Raw genomic sequence first — 18244 nt, forward strand, 5'->3', positions numbered from 1 at the left:
GGAACTGCCGTGTTAAACCGTTATCCTTTGTGGAAGTACATCATGCTGGTCGTCGTGATTATCGTCGGCCTGCTGTACGCGCTTCCCAACCTGTATGGTGAGGATCCGGCCGTTCAAATCACTGGCGCGCGCGGTGTCGCCGCCAGTGAGCAAACGCTGATCCAGGTCCAGAAAACGTTACAAGAAGAAAAAATTACCGCTAAGTCTGTGGCACTGGAAGAGGGCGCAATTCTTGCTCGCTTCGACACCACCGACACGCAGCTCCGCGCACGTGAAGCGCTGATGGGCGTGCTGGGTGATAAATATGTCGTGGCGCTTAACCTTGCTCCTGCAACCCCACGCTGGCTGGCTGCGCTGAACGCAGAGCCAATGAAACTGGGTCTTGACCTGCGTGGCGGCGTTCACTTCCTGATGGAAGTGGATATGGATACCGCGCTCGGCAAGCTACAGGAACAGAATATCGACAGCCTGCGCAGCGATCTGCGCGATAAGGGCATTCCGTACACCACCGTACGTAAAGAAGATAACTACGGCCTGAGCATCACGTTCCGCGACAGCGCGGCACGCGATCAGGCTGTGACGTATCTGTCTCAGCGTCACCGCGATCTGGTGATCACCTCTCAGGGCAGCAACCAGCTGCGTGCGGTAATGACCGACGCGCGTCTGAGTGAAGCACGTGAATACGCCGTTCAGCAGAACATTAACATTCTGCGTAACCGTGTAAACCAGCTGGGCGTGGCTGAGCCGCTGGTACAGCGTCAGGGTGCTGACCGTATCGTGGTCGAACTGCCGGGTATCCAGGATACCGCCCGTGCGAAAGAGATTCTGGGCGCGACGGCGACCCTGGAGTTCCGTCTGGTTAACTCCAACGTCGACCAGGCTGCTGCGGCTTCAGGCCGTGTGCCGGGCGATTCCGAAGTGAAACAGACCCGCGAAGGCCAGCCTGTTGTGCTGTACAAACGCGTGATCCTGACCGGTGACCATATCACCGACTCCACTTCAAGCCAGGATGAGTACAACCAGCCGCAGGTTAACATCTCGCTGGATAGCGCAGGCGGCAACATCATGTCTAACTTCACCAAGGACAACATCGGCAAGCCGATGGCGACCCTGTTCGTGGAGTACAAAGACAGCGGTAAGAAAGACGCCAATGGCCGTGCCGTGCTGGTGAAAGAGGAAGAGGTGATTAACATCGCCAACATCCAGTCTCGTCTGGGTAACAGCTTCCGTATTACCGGTATCAGCAACCCGAACGAAGCGCGTCAGCTCTCTCTGCTGCTGCGTGCCGGTGCGCTGATTGCGCCAATTCAGATTGTTGAAGAACGTACCATCGGTCCAACCCTGGGTATGCAGAACATCAAACAGGGTCTGGAAGCGTGTCTGGCCGGTCTGGCGGTGTCCATCATCTTCATGATCTTCTTCTATAAGAAGTTCGGCCTGATTGCGACCTCCGCGCTGATTGCCAACCTGGTGCTGATCATCGGTATCATGTCCCTGCTGCCGGGGGCGACGCTGACCATGCCGGGGATTGCGGGTATCGTTCTAACCCTTGCGGTGGCGGTCGACGCCAACGTACTGATAAACGAACGTATCAAAGAAGAGCTGAGCAACGGTCGTTCTGTACAGCAGGCGATTGAAGAAGGCTACAAAGGGGCGTTCAGCTCCATCTTCGATGCGAACGTAACAACACTGATTAAGGTTCTTATCCTGTATGCAGTGGGTACTGGCGCGATCAAAGGCTTTGCGATTACTACCGGTATCGGTGTCGCAACGTCGATGTTTACCGCTATTGTCGGCACCCGTGCCATCGTGAACCTGCTGTACGGCGGCAAGCGCGTCAAAAAGCTGTCTATCTGAGGAGTGCGTTGTGGCACAGGAATATACTGTTGAACAATTGAACCACGGCCGTAAAGTCTGGGACTTTATGCGCTGGGACTACTGGGCCTTCGGCATTTCAGGTTTTCTGCTGATCTTGTCCATCGTCATTATGGGCGTGAAAGGCTTTAACTGGGGTCTGGATTTCACCGGTGGTACGGTGATCGAAATTACCCTGGAAAAACCGGTCGATATGGACCAGATGCGTGAGTCTCTGCAAAAAGCGGGCTTTGAAGAGCCGCTGCTACAGAACTTCGGCAGCAGCCGCGACATCATGGTGCGTATGCCGCCGGTACACGATGCCAACGGCAGCCAGGAGCTGGGCAGCAAGGTCGTCCAGGTTATTAACGAAACGACCAGCCAGGATGCAACGGTTAAGCGTATTGAGTTTGTCGGCCCGAGCGTTGGTGCTGACCTGGCGCAGACCGGTGCGATGGCGCTGCTGGTGGCGCTGATCTCGATCCTGATTTACGTCGGTTTCCGCTTTGAGTGGCGACTGGCGGCAGGCGTGGTTATCGCCCTGGCGCACGACGTGGTGATCACCATGGGCATACTGTCTCTGTTCCACATTGAGATTGACCTGACGATTGTGGCATCCCTGATGTCCGTTATCGGTTACTCACTGAACGACAGTATCGTGGTATCTGACCGTATTCGTGAAAACTTCCGTAAGATCCGTCGCGGCACGCCGTACGAAATCTTTAACGTGTCGTTGACCCAGACGCTGCACCGTACGTTGATCACCTCCGGCACCACCCTGATGGTGATCCTGATGCTGTTCCTGTTCGGTGGCCCGGTGCTGGAAGGCTTCTCGCTGACCATGCTGATCGGTGTGTCTATCGGTACGGCCTCGTCTATCTACGTCGCGTCCGCACTGGCGCTGAAGCTGGGCATGAAGCGCGAGCATCTGATCCAGCAGAAAGTCGAGAAAGAAGGGGCGGATCAGCCGTCCATTCTGCCGTAAGAGTCTTATGTAGTATCGAAATCCCGGCCTGTTGGCCGGGATTTTTTTTGTCTGCATCTCACAAACACTCCTGACAGTATGCTGTCAGGAGCCCTGTCGTAGACTCCTTCTGAACCCTAACAACAGGCAGGAGGACGTATGAAAAGTGTTATTAACTGGTTTGAAATTCCGGTCGCCGATATGGATCGCGCCATCAAATTTTATGAGTCGGTGATGCAGGTCGCGCTGCGGCGCGAGAAGATGGACGTGGCTGATCTGGCGATTTTCCCGCACGAGGATCCGGCCACCGGCGGCGCGCTGGCGAAATTTGACGGCGTTACACCGTCTTCGCAGGGCGCTATTATTTACCTGCATACTGACAATCTGGCGGCCACGCTCGATCGTATTGCTTCTGCGGGCGGTGAGTGCGTGTTTGGCCCGCTGGAACTGCCGCAAGGCATTGGCACTATAGCCCTGTTTACCGACAGCGAAGGTAATCGCGTCGGCCTCCATCAACCGGTATGAGAGTAAACCGATGACCCGACGCGCTGACCGTTTGTTCCAGATTGTGCAGATCCTTCGGGGCAGGCGTCTGACAACGGCAGCGCATCTGGCGGAAAGGCTTGGCGTGTCCGAGCGCACGGTGTACCGCGATATCCGCGACCTGTCGCTTTCCGGCGTGCCGGTGGAAGGCGAGGCGGGAAGCGGATATCGGCTGATGTCGGGTTTTGATTTACCCCCGCTGATGCTGACCAACAAAGAGTCCGAGGCGCTGATGGTGGCGATTCGCCTGCTCAAAACCTGGGGCGGGGAATCGCTGTCGCGCGAGCTGGAGTCGGCCCAGGAAAAAGTGCTGGCGATCCTGCCAGAAGAGAGCCGCCGCAAAGCTGAGCAGACGCGGATTTACGCGCCGGATATTGCCCTTCAGCCCCATTCCCGTAGTGGTTTCGACGTGATCCATCAGGCGATTTCCGCCCAGCGCGTGCTGGCGCTGCATTATCGTGATGAGGCCGGGCAGTTAACCTGGCGTGAGGTGCAGCCGCTTGGGCTGTTCTTCTGGGGGGAGCACTGGCTGTTGGCTGCGTGGTGCGAGCGACGCGATGACTACCGCTGTTTCCGGCTCGACCGATGCCTCAATATTGTGCAGACGGAGAGGCGGTTTAGCGAGAGTGCGGACAGGTCATTGGCAGATTTTTTGCGCAAGGTGAGGCAGTAAAAAGCCGGGGGGCGGCTACGCCTTACCCGGCCTACATTCGGATCGTAGGCCCGGTAAGCGTAGCGCCACCGGGCGGAATCCGCACTGATTAGAAGTTGTAACCCACGACCAGGTAACCACCCCAACCGGTAGAGCGAACGCTGAAGTCGCCGTTGCCAAAGTTCAGGCTGGCGTCGTCGTTCCACTGGCCACCGTTGTGCCAGTAACGCGCAACAACAGAGTAGTGCCAGTGATCGTAGTTCAGCGCCAGGATGTGGCTGGACGCGATGGAGTCGTTAGTGCGCGCTTTTCTGCCGTTCAGGTCGCGGAAATCGTTATCGCCCAGGTCTGAACCCCAGTCAAAGTTGGTGAAGCCGATATAGCTCAGGTTACCGCCCCACAGTTGGGTAATTGGCACGAAGTATTTCACTTTGAAACGGTAGCCGTCCCACTCGTTCTCGTTCGCGGCGCCGTAGTTCTGCCACTGGTATTTTGCGTAGACGTTCATGGACAGGCTCATCGGCAGGCCAGTCTCAATGTCTGTACCCAGACCCATGTACCAGGTGCTCTGGCGACCGGACTTGTTGCGACCCATGTCGTAGATGTAGTTGTTTGCGAAATACCACTCTTTGAACGGACCAAACGCCAGACTGGTACCGGTCAGTTTATCAATGGAGAAGCGGGGTTCGATCTCCATGAACAGTGGGGAACCGTGGTTCCAGATACCTTTCGCGTCGGTGTTACCGCCGAAGAATACCGGTGCGTCCATGTAGCCATAGAAATCAAACCAGTCTTTTTTAGCGAATGCTTCGTACTCGAGGTAGGTATCGTTACGGATCTGCGGTCCGAAACGGGTATGGTAGCTGCCTACAACGTTAACGCTCTGATGCCACCAGTCGGAAAGGTATTGTGGTTTGTCGTTTTCCGCTGCGTTAACAGTGAAAGAGGTGGAGAGTGCCAGAACTGCACCGGCTGCGAGTAATGTTTTTTTCATAATCATGCCACTGATTGAAATTCCCTTCCGGGAGTGAAAAATGCGCGAATTGCGTTTCTAAATATTTCGTATTTCTGCGGAGCCTATTATAGGAATCCTTGCTCACAAAAATATGTGTTGTTTCACATATCTCTCACATACGTAATCGATTGCGTTCACGTTTGCGTACTTTAGACGGGCGGGATTGTAGCGGCAATCATTTATGTTGCCAATCCATACGAAATGTAAATGTTAGCGGAGTGACATTTCACTCCGCTAGAAGGGCGGGTTATTGCGCGGCGGGTTGAATGTCGTGAATACGGATAAAGCCCAGCTGTTCTGGGGTCAGTCCGCTCAGCTGGAGCGGGATATCAACATCGCTCGGCGCCAGCGTGCTGGCGGGGGCGGTGAAGAGCTGATTCTTCACGTTCACTTCCTGATAGCTCTCCGTGGTGCCCTGAATCTGGCCCCACTCTACGGTGCCGCTGAACGCGGGAAGCGGATCGTTGGACTCACCCTGAATGCGTAATGTTGCGCGAGTACCATCGGCATTCGCTGCAACATTCACCACAGACATCTTTAGCGTGCCAATCTGGCTGTTCAGACGCGCGGGCGTGTTTGCACCTGGCAATAAATAAACGCCATTGCTGGATTTGGCATTCAGCGCGTTCTGCTGGGTGATCTTCACGGTTTCTTTGTTAAGTTTGTCCATCGCCACGTTAAGCGTATTCACGCTTTGTTTCATCTCGCGGACTTCGCTTTGCTGTGCGCAGGCGCTGAGCGTGAACAGGCTCCCCACCAGCACTATTTTCAGGTAACGTCTTGTCATTGCGTTTAATTCCTTGAAATCACAGATTGCTGCAATGGTAGACAGGATATTGCCGTCAGGCATAGATCCTTTGTCTCAAAAAGCTCTTCCTTTGTTGTCGGGCCAGTTCAGGGTAAAATAGAAATCAGTTAACCAGATAACAGGGACATCGTATGCATTGCCCATTTTGCTCCGCTGTGGATACCAAAGTCATCGACTCGCGTCTTGTAGGCGAAGGGTCTTCCGTGCGTCGTCGTCGGCAGTGTCTGGTGTGCAACGAGCGTTTTACCACCTTTGAAGTGGCAGAGCTGGTAATGCCGCGCGTGGTAAAAAGTAACGATGTGCGCGAACCGTTCAATGAAGAGAAACTGCGTAGCGGGATGCTCAAGGCGCTGGAAAAACGGCCCGTCAGCTCCGATGACGTCGAAATGGCGTTAAACCATATTAAATCTTATCTGCGGGGGTTAGGCGAGCGCGAAGTGCCGAGCAAAATGATCGGCAATCTGGTGATGGAACAGCTGAAGAAGCTCGATAAAGTCGCCTATATCCGCTTTGCCTCCGTTTACCGCAGCTTCGAAGACATCAAAGAGTTTGGCGAAGAGATCGCCCGCTTACAGGATTAAGCCCATGCACGATGAGATGTACATGGCGCGCGCCATGAAGCTGGCGCAGCGCGGTCGGTTTACCACTCACCCTAACCCCAATGTCGGGTGCGTCATTGTTAAAGATGGCGAGATCGTGGGGGAAGGTTTTCACTACCGCGCAGGCGAGCCGCATGCTGAAGTGCATGCCCTGCGCATGGCGGGTGAGAAAGCGCGTGGCGCGACGGCCTATGTGACGCTGGAGCCATGCAGCCATCACGGACGTACGCCGCCGTGCTGTGAGGCGCTGATTGCGGCGGGCGTCTCGCGCGTTGTCGCCGCCATGCAGGATCCTAATCCGCAGGTGGCGGGCCGCGGGCTGTATCGTCTGCAACAGGAAGGCATCGACGTCAGCCACGGCCTGATGATGCAGGATGCCGAAAACATCAACAAAGGCTTCCTGAAGCGTATGCGCACCGGCTTCCCGTTTATCCAGCTTAAGCTTGGCGCGTCACTGGATGGCCGCACGGCGATGGCGAACGGCGAGAGCCAGTGGATCACCTCGCCGCAGGCAAGGCGCGATGTGCAACGTCTGCGCGCGCAAAGCCATGCTATTCTCACCAGCAGTGAAACGGTACTGGCTGACGATCCGGCCATGACCGTGCGCTGGGAAGAGCTGAATGCGGATACGCAGGCGCTCTATCCGCAGGAGAACCTGCGTCAGCCGCTGCGCATTATTGTTGATAGCCAGAACCGCGTGACGCCGGAGCACCGCATCGTGCAGCAGCCGGGTGAAACCTGGATTGCCCGCACCAAAGAAGATACGCGCGAGTGGCCGGAAGGCGTGCGCAGCATTATGGTGCCGGAACATAACGGGCATCTCGATCTCGTGGTGCTGATGATGTTGCTCGGCAAACAGCAGGTCAACAGCATCTGGGTTGAAGCCGGTCCGACGCTCGCCGGCGCACTGCTTCAGGCGGGGCTGGTGGATGAGCTTCTCGTCTACGTTGCGCCTAAACTGTTAGGTAATGACGCGCGCGGCCTGTTTGTGCTGCCCGGCCTTGAAAAACTGGCCGATGCGCCGCAACTCTCATTCAGCGAGATTCGTCCGGTAGGCCCGGATGTCTGCCTCCATTTAACGACAGCGTAATTGCTCCTGAAATAGGGAAGCAGTGCGCAAAGTATTATGATAAAATCCGCCCCCCTGCGGGGCCAAATGAACCCGTAAAGGAAGAGTATGAACATTATTGAAGCTGCTGTAGCTACCCCGGACGCTCGCGTCGCCATCACCATTGCGCGTTTCAACAACTTCATCAACGATAGCCTGCTGGAAGGTGCGGTTGACGCCCTGAAACGTATCGGCCAGGTTAAAGATGACAACATTACCGTCGTTTGGGTACCAGGTGCTTACGAACTGCCACTGGCAGCGGGCGCGCTGGCGAAAACCGGTAAATACGACGCGGTGATTGCGCTGGGTACCGTTATTCGTGGCGGCACTGCGCACTTCGAATACGTTGCGGGCGGTGCAAGCAACGGTCTGGCACACGTTGCACAGGATGCTGAAATCCCTGTCGCGTTCGGCGTGCTGACCACCGAAAGTATTGAACAAGCCATCGAACGTGCTGGCACTAAAGCCGGTAACAAAGGTGCAGAAGCTGCACTGACCGCGCTTGAAATGATCAATGTATTGAAAGCCATCAAGGCCTGATTTTTTTGTAAGGGGAATTCCGTGAAACCTGCTGCTCGTCGCCGCGCCCGTGAATGTGCCGTCCAGGCACTTTACTCCTGGCAGTTGTCCCAGAACGACATCGCTGATGTTGAATACCAGTTCCTGTCAGAACAGGACGTGAAAGACGTTGACGTTCTGTACTTCCGTGAACTGCTGTCGGGAGTGGCGACTAATAGCGCGTATCTCGATGGTCTGATGAAGCCATACCTGTCCCGTCTGCTCGAAGAGCTGGGCCAGGTCGAAAAAGCAGTGTTGCGTATCGCGCTGTTTGAGCTGTCTAAACGTGATGATGTGCCGTACAAAGTGGCCATCAACGAAGCGATCGAACTGGCGAAAACCTTCGGCGCTGAAGACAGCCACAAGTTTGTTAACGGCGTGCTGGATAAAGCCGCACCTGCGATCCGTCCCCACAAAAAGTGATCCGCAAACCGGAGTCTTGCATTGCCTTTTTGGCAGTGCGGCTCCGGTTTTTTTATTTAATTTGCTGAGGCATAACGTATGGCATGCGGCGAATTCTCCCTGATTGCCCGTTATTTCGACCGTGTCAGAACCTCTCGTCTTGATGTTGAAACCGGCATTGGCGATGACTGCGCACTTCTCAATATTCCCGAAAAACAGACGCTGGCAATCAGTACCGACACCTTAGTGTGTGGGCGTCATTTCCTGCCGGATATCGATCCTGCCGATCTGGCGTATAAAGCGCTGGCGGTGAACGTCAGCGATCTGGCGGCAATGGGCGCCGACCCGGCCTGGCTGACGCTGGCTCTGACCCTGCCGGAGGTGGATGAAGCCTGGCTTGAAGCCTTCAGCGATGCCCTGTTTGAACAGCTGAATTATTACGATATGCAGCTGATTGGCGGTGATACCACCGCCGGTCCGCTGTCCATGACCCTGGCAATCCACGGCTATGTGCCTGCCGGGCGCGCGCTGAAGCGCTCGGGTGCAAAACCAGGCGACTGGATCTACGTGACCGGTACGCCGGGCGACAGCGCGGCAGGGCTGGCCATCCTTCAGAACCGTTTAACGGTTGAAGATGCTGACGATGCGGCGTATCTGGTGAAGCGCCATCTGCGGCCAACGCCGCGTATTCTGCACGGTCAGGCGCTGCGCGAGCGGGCCAGTTCGGCTATCGATTTGTCTGACGGGCTGATCTCCGATCTCGGCCATATCCTGAAGGCCAGCGGCGTGGGCGCACGCGTTGACCTGGATCTGTTCCCGCTGTCGGAGCAACTGCTTCGCCATGTCGAACCTGAACAGGCGCTGCGCTGGGCGTTATCCGGTGGAGAAGATTATGAGCTGTGCTTCACCGTGCCTGAGCTGAATCGCGGGACGCTGGATGTGGCGCTAGCGCATCTCGGCGCGAAATTTACCTGCATCGGGCAGGTGATGCCGGAAAGTGAAGGGTTGCTGTTTGTCCGCGACGGCGCCCCGGTTACGCTTGACTGGAAAGGGTACGATCACTTTGGGTGAGTGTTTTGCCGGGTGGCGGCTTCGCCTTACCCGGCCTACGATCGCACTTTATTTGTAGGCCGGGTAAGCGTAGCGCCACCCGGCAAGTGTTTACTTAAACCCTACCGCCGGATGCTGCTGATACGGCGTCTCCAGCTCGGCAATCTGCTCCGGCGTCAACGATAAGTCCACCGCACTCAACAACTCATCCAGCTGTTCTTCCCGCGACGTGCCCACAATCGGCGCGGCGACACCGCGCTTGCTCAGCAGCCACGCCAGCGCCACCTGCGCGCGCGTTGCACCGATATCGTCGGCGATCCCGGCTAAGCGTTCGGCAATTAACGCATCGCTGGCTTCTGTATCGTCATACAGGTTTTTACCCACTTCATCCGATACCAGCCGGGCGGTAGTTTCCCCCCACGGACGGGTTAACCTTCCGCGCGCCAGCGGGCTCCACGGGATCACCGCCACGCCTTCCTGGTAGCAGAGCGGCAGCATCTCGCGCTCTTCTTCCCGGTAAATCAGGTTGTAGTGATCCTGCATGGTGACAAAGCGCGCCCAGCCGTGCTGCGCCTGGAGATCGAGCGCCTTGGCAAACTGTGAGGCATGCATGGACGATGCACCGATGTAGCGCGCTTTACCGGCTTTCACAACGTCGTTTAACGCTTCAAGCGTCTCTTCGATCGGGGTGTTGTAATCCCAGCGGTGGATTTGCAGCAGGTCGACGTAATCCATGTTCAGGCGTCTGAGGCTGTCATCAATGGAACGCAGGATCTGCGCGCGAGAAAGGCCTTCCGCCAGATCGCCTGACGGGTAGTACACCTTAGTGGCGACCACAACGTCATCACGACGGGCAAAATCTCGCAGGGCGCGGCCCACAATCTCTTCGCTGCTGCCGTCTGAGTAGCTGTTGGCGGTATCGAAGAAGTTGATGCCGCCGTCAATGGCGCGCTTGATGATAGGGCGGCTGCTCTCTTCCGGCAGCGTCCAGGCATGATTTCCCCGGTCAGGCTCGCCAAACGTCATGCATCCCAGGCAAAGCCGGGACACCTTAAGGTCCGTTTTTCCTAATGTCGTGTATTGCATGGTTCCGCTCCTGCTGTTTAAACAATACGTTTAAGCATAGCAGGAGCAGAAAAGGGGAGGGATCAGGCCAGCCAGGTGCGGATTTTAGCTTCGATACCGGCGGCGTCCAGACCAATGTCGGCGCGCGCCTCATCCTGGGTGCCTTGCGGGATGAAGTGGTCAGGGAGGCCGAGATTAAGCACCGGAACGGCTTTACGGTTCGCCATAAGCACTTCGTTCACGCCGCTACCCGCGCCACCCATGATGGCGTTCTCTTCCAGCGTGACCAGCACGTCATGGCTTTCCGCCATGCTCAGAATCAGAGATTCATCGAGCGGCTTCACGAAGCGCATATCGACCAGCGTCGCATTCAGGTTTTCAGCGACTTTTGCCGCTTCCGGCATCAACGTACCAAAGTTCAGGATCGCCACTTTTTCACCGCGGCGTTTCACCAGACCTTTACCGATATCCAGTTTTTCCAGCGGCTGTAATTCAACGCCAAGGGCATTACCGCGTGGATAACGTACCGCGCAGGGGCCGTCCTGATAGTGGTAACCGGTATACAGCATCTGACGACACTCGTTTTCGTCGCTTGGCGTCATGATCACCATATCAGGGATGCAGCGCAGGAAGGAGAGATCAAACGCGCCCTGGTGCGTCTGGCCATCAGCCCCCACAATGCCCGCGCGATCGATAGCAAACAGCACCGGCAGCTTCTGAATGGCAACGTCATGGATAACCTGATCGTAGGCGCGTTGCAGGAAGGTAGAGTAGATCGCTACCACCGGCTTGTAGCCGCCAATCGCCAGGCCCGCAGCAAAGGTTACCGCGTGCTGCTCGGCGATAGCCACGTCGAAATACTGGTCCGGGTATTTTTTGGAAAACTCCACCATGCCGGAGCCTTCACGCATGGCAGGCGTCACCGCCATCAGCATGTTGTCTTTCGCCGCCGTTTCGCACAGCCAGTCGCCAAAGATTTTTGAGTAGCTTGGCATCCCGCCGCTGCTTTTCGGCAGGCAGCCGCTGGTATGGTCGAACTTAGGCACCGCGTGGAAGGTGATCGGATCTTTTTCCGCCGGTTCGTAACCACGCCCTTTTTTGGTCATGATATGCAGGAACTGCGGGCCTTTCAGGTCGCGCATGTTTTTAAGCGTCGTCACCAGGCCCAGCACATCGTGGCCGTCCACCGGGCCAATATAGTTAAAGCCCAGCTCTTCGAACAGCGTACCCGGCACGACCATGCCTTTGATGTGTTCTTCGGTACGCTTAAGCAGCTCTTTAATCGGCGGTACGCCGGAGAAGACTTTTTTACCGCCTTCACGCAGTGAGGAGTAAAGCTTGCCGGACAGCAGCTGCGCCAGATGGTTATTCAGCGCGCCGACGTTCTCGGAGATCGACATTTCGTTATCGTTGAGGATCACCAGCATGTCCGGTTTGATATCGCCCGCGTGGTTCATGGCCTCAAAGGCCATCCCGGCGGTGATCGCCCCGTCGCCAATCACGCAGACGGTGCGGCGTTGTTTATTCTCTTTTTCGGCGGCAACGGCAATACCAATGCCCGCAGAAATGGAGGTGGAAGAGTGGCCGACGCTTAACACATCATATTCACTCTCGCCGCGCCACGGGAACGGGTGCAGGCCCCCTTTCTGGCGAATGGTGCCAATTTTATCGCGACGTCCGGTCAGAATTTTGTGCGGATAGGCCTGGTGGCCTACATCCCAGATCAGCTGATCGAACGGCGTGTTATAGACGTAATGCAACGCCACGGTCAGCTCAACCGTGCCAAGTCCGGAGGCGAAGTGGCCGCTGGAGCGGCTAACGCTGTCGAGCAGGTAGCGACGCAGCTCGTCACACAGCTTCGGCAGACTCTCTTTCGGCAACAGACGTAACTCCTGAGTGGAGTCAACTAACGCCAGTGTCGGGTATTTGGCAATATCAAAACTCATCAAAGGCTCATCGAGATTTATAGTTTATTTATCACGCTGGATTATGTAGTCCGCTAGCGCTTCCAGTGCCGAGGTATCCAGCGATTGCGCGGCCAGCTCATTCAGCGACCGGCGGGCATCGTCTATCAGATCCCGGGCTTTACGTTGGGCATGCTCAAGGCCCAACAGGGCGGGGTAGGTACTTTTGCCAAGCTGCTGATCCGCACCCTGACGTTTTCCCAATGTTGCAGTATCGCCCACCACATCCAGAATGTCATCCTGAACCTGGAATGCCAGACCGATACTTTCTGCGTATCTGTCCAGAATCGGCAGGGCTTTACGCCCGCGTTCACCCGCGCTCAGCGCGCCCAGGCGAACGGCTGCACGAATCAGTGCGCCCGTTTTGTGACGGTGGATGCGCTCCAGCTGTTCCAGAGTAACCTGACGACCTTCAGCCTCCAAATCCAGCGCCTGGCCGCCGCACATCCCGGCGACGCCGCTGGCCATTGCCAGTTCGGACACCATTGCCAGACGATCGCGATCGTTCACCTCAACCATCGGCGCATCGCTCAGAATGGAGAAGGCCAGGGTTTGCAGCGCATCCCCCGCCAGAATGGCATTCGCTTCGCCAAATTTGATATGGCAGGTTGGCTGACCGCGACGCAGATCGTCATCGTCCATGGCCGGCAAATCATCGTGGATCAGCGAATAGGCGTGGATACACTCCACGGCGGCTGCCGGGGCGTCCAGCGTGTTATCGCTGATACCGAACATATTGCCCGTGGCATACACCAGGAACGGACGCAGGCGTTTACCCCCCAAGAGTGCGCCATAGTGCATGGCTTCAACCAGTGGAGTGTTCTGAAAAGGCTGCGGCTCAATGAATCGGCGCAGCGCATCGTTGGCGCGGATGACGCGCGCCTGAAGCGCGTTGGAAAAATCCATTTACTCGGCGTCCGGTGTGAATGGCGTGGTTTTAGCGTCTTCGCTGTCGGAAAGCAGGATCTGCACACGCTGCTCGGCCTGCTGGAGTTTTACCTGCCCCTGGCGCGCGAGCTGCACGCCGCGTTCAAATTCGTTGAGCGCGTCTTCCAGCGGGAGATCGCCGCTCTCAAGACGGATAACGATCTGCTCCAGTTCACTCAGCGCAGTTTCGAAACTGGCCGGTGCGTCGTTTTTCTTCGGCATAGTGAATTGACTCTTAAATTTTTCGCCCTGACATGGTAACGGACTCGGGGCAATTATCAAATAACGCGAGTGGCGCGATGGTGGTATACTTGCGCGCCTGGATGCAGCCACGGGTGTGGGCTGCTGTATCATTTTCCACTACAAGCCTTTATAAGCTTGCCTAAGAAACATTGCCGCCATGAAGTTTATCATTAAATTGTTCCCTGAAATCACCATCAAAAGCCAATCCGTGCGTTTGCGCTTTATTAAAATTCTCACCGGGAACATTCGTAACGTATTAAAACACTACGACGAAACGCTCGCCGTGGTGCGTCACTGGGACCACGTAGAAGTCCGCGCGAAAGACGAAAACAAACGTCTTGATATTCGCGACGCGCTGACCCGTATCCCGGGTATTCACCATATTCTGGAAGTGGAAGACGTTCCCTTCACCGATATGCACGATATCTTCGAAAAGGCGCTGGTGCAGTACCGCGACCAGATCGAAGGGAAAACGTTCTGCGTGCGCGTGAAGCGCCGGGGTAAGCATGAGTTTAGCTCTATTGAGGTTGAGCGCTACGTCGGTGGTGGTCTGAACCAGCACGTTGAAACGGCGCGCGTGCGCCTGACTAACCCGGACGTCACCGTTAACCTTGAGATCGAAAACGATCGCCTGCTGCTGGTCAAGGGTCGTTATGAAGGTATTGGCGGTTTCCCTATCGGCACTCAGGAAGATGTGCTGTCGCTGATCTCCGGCGGGTTCGACTCCGGCGTTTCCAGCTATATGCTGATGCGTCGTGGCTGCCGCGTGCACTACTGCTTCTTTAACCTGGGCGGCGCGGCGCATGAAATCGGCGTACGTCAGGTGGCGCATTACCTGTGGAACCGCTTCGGCAGCTCTCACCGCGTGCGTTTTGTGGCGATCAACTTTGAGCCGGTGGTGGGCGAAATCCTCGAAAAAGTGGACGACGGCCAGATGGGCGTGGTGCTGAAGCGCATGATGGTACGTGCGGCGTCTAAAGTGGCTGAACGCTACGGCGTGCAGGCGCTGGTCACCGGTGAAGCGCTGGGGCAGGTCTCCAGCCAGACGCTTACCAACTTGCGTCTTATCGATAACGTGTCTGATACGCTGATCCTGCGTCCGCTGATCTCTCACGATAAAGAGCACATCATCGATCTGGCGCGTAAAATAGGTACTGAAGATTTTGCCCGCACCATGCCGGAATATTGCGGTGTGATCTCAAAAAGTCCAACCATCAAAGCGGTGAAGGCGAAGATCGAAGCGGAAGAAGAGAACTTCGATTTCAGCATCCTGGAAAAAGTGGTGGCGGAAGCGTCCAACATCGATATCCGTGAGATCGCTCAGCAGACCGAGCAGGAAGTGGTTGAGGTGGAGACGGTCAGCGGCTTCGGTGCTAACGATACGATTCTGGATATCCGTTCTGTTGATGAGCAGGATGACAAGCCGTTGCAGGTGAAAGGCGTCAAGGTGGTTTCGCTGCCGTTCTACAAGCTGAGCACCCAGTTTGGCGATCTCGACCAGAGCAAAACGTATCTGCTGTGGTGCGAACGTGGGGTCATGAGCCGTTTGCAGGCGCTGTATCTGCGTGAGCAGGGCTTCGCGAACGTGAAGGTGTATCGCCCGTAGTTTCTCGCCCGGTGGCGCGAGCGCTACCGGGCCTGCGATTCTATGCTCTTTTTGGCCGGGTAATCGACAATGGAAAAAAAACATAAGTACTGGGAAATCAAAGAGAGAATCAAAAAAGATATTCTCAATGAAGTCTACAAAAAGGGCGAAAGCATTCCGTCGGAGCGCGATCTTGCCGGTATTTATGACGTTACGCGCGTAACGGTTCAGAAAGCCATGGCGATGCTGGTACAGGAAGGGTATATCGAGCGTATACACGGCAAGGGCATGTTTGTTTTAAAGAATACTGCCAGCAATACTTACATTCTGAATAATGAAAAGAGTGACAGTATTCTCGGGTTTTCCCGTGAATTTCAGGGGCGGGTCAACGTAACCAGCCGCTTGCTGACGTTGACGACCCTTCACGCCGACGCGGCGCTGGCACAGCACCTCGAAATTGCGCAGGGTGATGATGTCTGGTTTATTCGCCGTATCCGTTTACTGGACGGACAGCCGGTGTTAATTGAAGACAGCAATATTCCTCACAAGGTTGTTGCCACTGTTCCGCAGGCTATTCTCGAAGTGGGATCGCTGTATGGCTATATTGAAGACTTTACCGGTAAGAAAATCAGCGACGCCGATTCACTGATTGAAGCGGATCTTTTTGATGAGGAGCTGGCGGCCCATCTCAATATTCTGCCAGGCCAGCCGATGTTGAAAATTACCGAAGTCACGCGCCTCGATGACGGTAGAGCATTTAACTTCTCCATCAGCTACAACCGGGCAGATATTTTCCGCGTCAAGAATATGCACATCAAACGATAACAGGCGCATCAGCGCCTGTTTCTCTTTTACAGCTTAGCGGCTGCCGCTTTATCGACAATGATCCTTAACCGTGGGTGCGGCTTTAGCAGCGTCGCGGGAACCGCCGGGTCCGGTGCGGAATTGACGGTTGTTGCGACGATGTCGGCTTTTTTCTCGCCGCTTGCCATCAAAATAATGGCCCGTGAGGCCAGGATAGTCTTCATCCCCAGCGAAATGCCCTGACGGATATGACGCTGCTGGCCGAAGTATTTAACCGAAACGGCCTGCGTCACCGCATCCAGGTCCACGATGTGGCAACCGGTATCGAGGGCGGCGCCCGGTTCATTGAAGCCGATATGGCCGTTCATACCGATCCCCAACACAATGATGTCAGGCCCACCGTGGGCCGTAATAAAGTTATCCACACGCTGACACTCTTCCTCGGGGGATTGCGTCAGGCCATCAAAGAAACAGATCTGATCGTCGCGCAGGGCCAGGTGGCTGAAGAAATGGCCCCATACCATCTCCCGGCAGCTGCCTTTATCGGCCTGACCGAGCCCCAGCCACTCATCCAGGCCAACAAATGCCGCACGGGAAAAATCGACCTTACCCTGTTTGCTGGCGTGCACAAGCGCGGCAAAAACGCCCAGCGGCGTATCTCCACCCGCGATGCAAATCAGCGCATCGGGTTTTTGCGTAACGGTTTCAATGACCGCTTTCGCCACGGCGTTACTCAGCGCCGCATAATCGTCTGTCTGTTCTACGTTCATTGTGCGTCCTTACGTTTAGCATACTGGAGTAAATAACGGTGGTTGACCTCAAGATATTCATTAAGGATCTGTTCTGCCGCGGCGGCAGAAGGCACAAGGGGATTTACGCTCAGCGCCAGCAGCGCCGTGTCGTAATTTCCAGTGACAGCGGCCTCAACGGTGAGCTCTTCATAGGCCTTCACGCTCTGGATCAGTCCGCGGATCTTCACGGGCAGCCTGCCATAGGCGAGGGGATGCGCGCCGTTTCGGTCGATCATGGCGTTGGTTTCCAGCGTAACGTGATCCGGCAGATCGGGTGTTGTGCCCCTGTTAGGAACATTTACGACGTGGATCTCTTTTTTATCGTTATAAATAGCGCTGATGATCGAGCATGCAGTATCGGAGTACCAGGCGCCTCCGCGCTGCTCCAGCTCTTTCGGCTTGTGCGCGAGATGGGGATCCTGATAAAGCGTAAAAAGCCGTTGCTCAATTTCGCGCGTCTGCTCGCCGCGGGTTCCCTTAGTATTTGCATCGCGCAGCGCGGCGTCGGTCATCTCGCGGGTCAAAAAATAGTATTTGAGGTAGGAGATAGGGTACATGTGGAGTGCCCTGGCAAAGCGGGCACTAAACCCAATGTCCGGTATATTTTTCAGGGAGTTATTTGCGCTGCCCTCGGCCAGTTTTTCAATAAAGTCGTCGGTATAATCCTCTCCCTTGAGGAAAATTTGGTCGGCAAAAATAAGATGGTTCAGACCAATAATGCGTGCGTAAACGTCCGACTTCTGCACGCCGTAGGCTTTGGCGATGTCCATCATCATGCTGTTTGCGCCACTGCAAATGCCTATGGTCCGAATGGCCGAGTGGCGGGTGATTGCCTCGGTGACAATCCCGGCCGGGTTGGTGAAGTTAATCAGCCAGCCGTTCGGGCACCATCTTTCCATGTCCTTACAGATATCCAGCAGGACCGGGATCGTGCGTTGAGCTTTCATAAACCCGCCGGGACCTGTCGTCTCTTGCCCCAGAACGCCGTATTTTAGCGGGATTTTTTCATCGTTGATGCGGGCATCAAGAAAGCCGACACGCAGCTGCGTGGTGACAAAATCGGCATCTTTCAGCGCCTCTTCCCGATCGAGCGTCAGGTGGATATTCATTGGGAGCCCGGCTTCAGCTACCATGCGCTGGGCCAGCTTTCCGACAATCTCCAGCTTCTCTTTTCCCTCTTCAATATCCAGCAAATAATAATCGGTGACCGGCAGCTCTGCGTAGCGTTTGATAAAACCGTCGATCAATTCTGGCGTGTAGCTGGAGCCGCCGCCAATAGTGACAACCTTGAGCTTTTTCATCGTGGTTCCTT

At 55.7% G+C, this 18244-nt stretch carries 19 protein-coding genes; 11 read left to right on the top strand and 8 right to left on the bottom strand.

All coding sequences use genetic code 11. The features are described from left to right. Positions 1–9 precede the first annotated feature (9 nt). The 4 genes from secD to O1721_RS08640 all read left to right on the top strand — a co-directional run bounded on the left by secD (position 10) and on the right by O1721_RS08640 (position 4034). A complete protein-coding gene (gene secD / locus O1721_RS08625; protein ID WP_017383164.1) occupies positions 10–1857 on the top strand; it encodes a protein translocase subunit SecD in 1848 nt (615 codons plus the stop codon). 10 nt (positions 1858–1867) lie between these two features. Beyond that, complete coding sequence (gene secF, locus O1721_RS08630) at positions 1868–2839, top strand: protein translocase subunit SecF (protein ID WP_003859105.1); 972 nt, start codon at positions 1868–1870, stop codon at positions 2837–2839. A gap of 138 nt (positions 2840–2977) precedes the next feature. Further along, complete coding sequence (locus tag O1721_RS08635; RefSeq protein WP_017383165.1) at positions 2978–3343, top strand: VOC family protein; 366 nt, start codon at positions 2978–2980, stop codon at positions 3341–3343. A 10-nt stretch (positions 3344–3353) separates the two neighbouring features. Next, on the top strand, positions 3354–4034 hold the full coding sequence (locus O1721_RS08640; RefSeq protein WP_017383166.1) for a helix-turn-helix transcriptional regulator: 681 nt from the start codon (positions 3354–3356) through the stop codon (positions 4032–4034). A gap of 88 nt (positions 4035–4122) precedes the next feature. On the opposite strand, the gene O1721_RS08645 is transcribed toward O1721_RS08640, so the two are convergent. Both O1721_RS08645 and O1721_RS08650 read right to left on the bottom strand, forming a co-directional pair. Next, positions 4123–5007, bottom strand: coding sequence for a nucleoside-specific channel-forming protein Tsx (locus O1721_RS08645; protein WP_026080602.1), 885 nt, complete (start codon positions 5005–5007; stop codon positions 4123–4125). 268 nt (positions 5008–5275) lie between these two features. Continuing rightward, positions 5276–5815: a SadB/YajI family lipoprotein gene (locus tag O1721_RS08650; RefSeq protein ID WP_032649957.1), complete on the bottom strand. Its 540-nt coding sequence runs from the start codon at positions 5813–5815 to the stop codon at positions 5276–5278. A gap of 152 nt (positions 5816–5967) precedes the next feature. Between O1721_RS08650 and nrdR the strand changes: the two genes are divergently transcribed. From nrdR to thiL, 5 genes are all read left to right on the top strand, one after another. Beyond that, positions 5968–6417 carry a transcriptional regulator NrdR gene (gene nrdR / locus O1721_RS08655; RefSeq protein ID WP_003859099.1) on the top strand — a complete coding sequence of 150 codons (450 nt, stop codon included), beginning with the start codon at positions 5968–5970 and terminating at the stop codon, positions 6415–6417. Between the two features lie 4 nt (positions 6418–6421). Beyond that, positions 6422–7525: a bifunctional diaminohydroxyphosphoribosylaminopyrimidine deaminase/5-amino-6-(5-phosphoribosylamino)uracil reductase RibD gene (ribD, locus tag O1721_RS08660; RefSeq protein WP_017383169.1), complete on the top strand. Its 1104-nt coding sequence runs from the start codon at positions 6422–6424 to the stop codon at positions 7523–7525. An 87-nt stretch (positions 7526–7612) separates the two neighbouring features. Further along, positions 7613–8083 (top strand): 6,7-dimethyl-8-ribityllumazine synthase, encoded by a 471-nt coding sequence (gene ribH / locus O1721_RS08665; RefSeq protein WP_003859098.1) that lies wholly within the window; start codon positions 7613–7615, stop codon positions 8081–8083. Positions 8084–8104: 21 nt separating this feature from the next. Next, positions 8105–8524, top strand: coding sequence for a transcription antitermination factor NusB (gene nusB, locus O1721_RS08670; RefSeq protein ID WP_006809908.1), 420 nt, complete (start codon positions 8105–8107; stop codon positions 8522–8524). 78 nt (positions 8525–8602) lie between these two features. Further along, positions 8603–9574, top strand: coding sequence for a thiamine-phosphate kinase (gene thiL / locus O1721_RS08675; RefSeq protein ID WP_023296013.1), 972 nt, complete (start codon positions 8603–8605; stop codon positions 9572–9574). 90 nt (positions 9575–9664) lie between these two features. On the opposite strand, the gene O1721_RS08680 is transcribed toward thiL, so the two are convergent. The 4 genes from O1721_RS08680 to xseB form a co-directional block, all read right to left on the bottom strand. Further along, positions 9665–10639 (bottom strand): aldo/keto reductase, encoded by a 975-nt coding sequence (locus O1721_RS08680; protein WP_032647408.1) that lies wholly within the window; start codon positions 10637–10639, stop codon positions 9665–9667. Positions 10640–10701: 62 nt separating this feature from the next. Next, positions 10702–12564: a 1-deoxy-D-xylulose-5-phosphate synthase gene (dxs, locus tag O1721_RS08685; RefSeq protein ID WP_015571294.1), complete on the bottom strand. Its 1863-nt coding sequence runs from the start codon at positions 12562–12564 to the stop codon at positions 10702–10704. 24 nt (positions 12565–12588) lie between these two features. Then, entirely contained in the window at positions 12589–13488 is a 900-nt protein-coding gene (ispA, locus tag O1721_RS08690) for a (2E,6E)-farnesyl diphosphate synthase (protein WP_032647410.1), read from the bottom strand. After that, positions 13489–13731, bottom strand: a complete 243-nt coding sequence (gene xseB / locus O1721_RS08695; protein ID WP_015571292.1) for an exodeoxyribonuclease VII small subunit — start codon at positions 13729–13731, stop codon at positions 13489–13491. Positions 13732–13909: 178 nt separating this feature from the next. Between xseB and thiI the strand changes: the two genes are divergently transcribed. Beyond that, positions 13910–15358 (top strand): tRNA uracil 4-sulfurtransferase ThiI, encoded by a 1449-nt coding sequence (gene thiI, locus O1721_RS08700; protein WP_032647412.1) that lies wholly within the window; start codon positions 13910–13912, stop codon positions 15356–15358. A 69-nt stretch (positions 15359–15427) separates the two neighbouring features. Further along, a complete protein-coding gene (locus O1721_RS08705) occupies positions 15428–16162 on the top strand; it encodes a GntR family transcriptional regulator (protein WP_032647414.1) in 735 nt (244 codons plus the stop codon). A 26-nt stretch (positions 16163–16188) separates the two neighbouring features. On the opposite strand, the gene O1721_RS08710 is transcribed toward O1721_RS08705, so the two are convergent. Beyond that, a complete protein-coding gene (locus O1721_RS08710; RefSeq protein WP_032647416.1) occupies positions 16189–16911 on the bottom strand; it encodes a glucosamine-6-phosphate deaminase in 723 nt (240 codons plus the stop codon). After that, on the bottom strand, positions 16908–18233 hold the full coding sequence (locus O1721_RS08715; RefSeq protein WP_032647418.1) for a 6-phospho-beta-glucosidase: 1326 nt from the start codon (positions 18231–18233) through the stop codon (positions 16908–16910). The genes O1721_RS08710 and O1721_RS08715 overlap by 4 nt, the downstream gene beginning before the upstream one ends. Positions 18234–18244: the final 11 nt, after the last annotated feature.

The sequence above is a fragment of the Enterobacter cloacae complex sp. HYC033_NIDB genome (assembly GCF_056673335.1).

Coding starts and splice junctions, on each gene's coding strand:
- O1721_RS08635 (WP_017383165.1), top strand. CDS start 2,978: ATGAAAAGTGTTATTAACTGGTTTGAAATTCCGGTCGCCGATATGGAT.
- O1721_RS08640 (WP_017383166.1), top strand. CDS start 3,354: ATGACCCGACGCGCTGACCGTTTGTTCCAGATTGTGCAGATCCTTCGG.
- O1721_RS08645 (WP_026080602.1), bottom strand. CDS start 5,007: ATGAAAAAAACATTACTCGCAGCCGGTGCAGTTCTGGCACTCTCCACC.
- O1721_RS08650 (WP_032649957.1), bottom strand. CDS start 5,815: ATGACAAGACGTTACCTGAAAATAGTGCTGGTGGGGAGCCTGTTCACG.
- nrdR (WP_003859099.1), top strand. CDS start 5,968: ATGCATTGCCCATTTTGCTCCGCTGTGGATACCAAAGTCATCGACTCG.
- ribD (WP_017383169.1), top strand. CDS start 6,422: ATGCACGATGAGATGTACATGGCGCGCGCCATGAAGCTGGCGCAGCGC.
- ribH (WP_003859098.1), top strand. CDS start 7,613: ATGAACATTATTGAAGCTGCTGTAGCTACCCCGGACGCTCGCGTCGCC.
- thiL (WP_023296013.1), top strand. CDS start 8,603: ATGGCATGCGGCGAATTCTCCCTGATTGCCCGTTATTTCGACCGTGTC.
- O1721_RS08680 (WP_032647408.1), bottom strand. CDS start 10,639: ATGCAATACACGACATTAGGAAAAACGGACCTTAAGGTGTCCCGGCTT.
- dxs (WP_015571294.1), bottom strand. CDS start 12,564: ATGAGTTTTGATATTGCCAAATACCCGACACTGGCGTTAGTTGACTCC.
- ispA (WP_032647410.1), bottom strand. CDS start 13,488: ATGGATTTTTCCAACGCGCTTCAGGCGCGCGTCATCCGCGCCAACGAT.
- xseB (WP_015571292.1), bottom strand. CDS start 13,731: ATGCCGAAGAAAAACGACGCACCGGCCAGTTTCGAAACTGCGCTGAGT.
- thiI (WP_032647412.1), top strand. CDS start 13,910: ATGAAGTTTATCATTAAATTGTTCCCTGAAATCACCATCAAAAGCCAA.
- O1721_RS08705 (WP_032647414.1), top strand. CDS start 15,428: ATGGAAAAAAAACATAAGTACTGGGAAATCAAAGAGAGAATCAAAAAA.
- O1721_RS08710 (WP_032647416.1), bottom strand. CDS start 16,911: ATGAACGTAGAACAGACAGACGATTATGCGGCGCTGAGTAACGCCGTG.
- O1721_RS08715 (WP_032647418.1), bottom strand. CDS start 18,233: ATGAAAAAGCTCAAGGTTGTCACTATTGGCGGCGGCTCCAGCTACACG.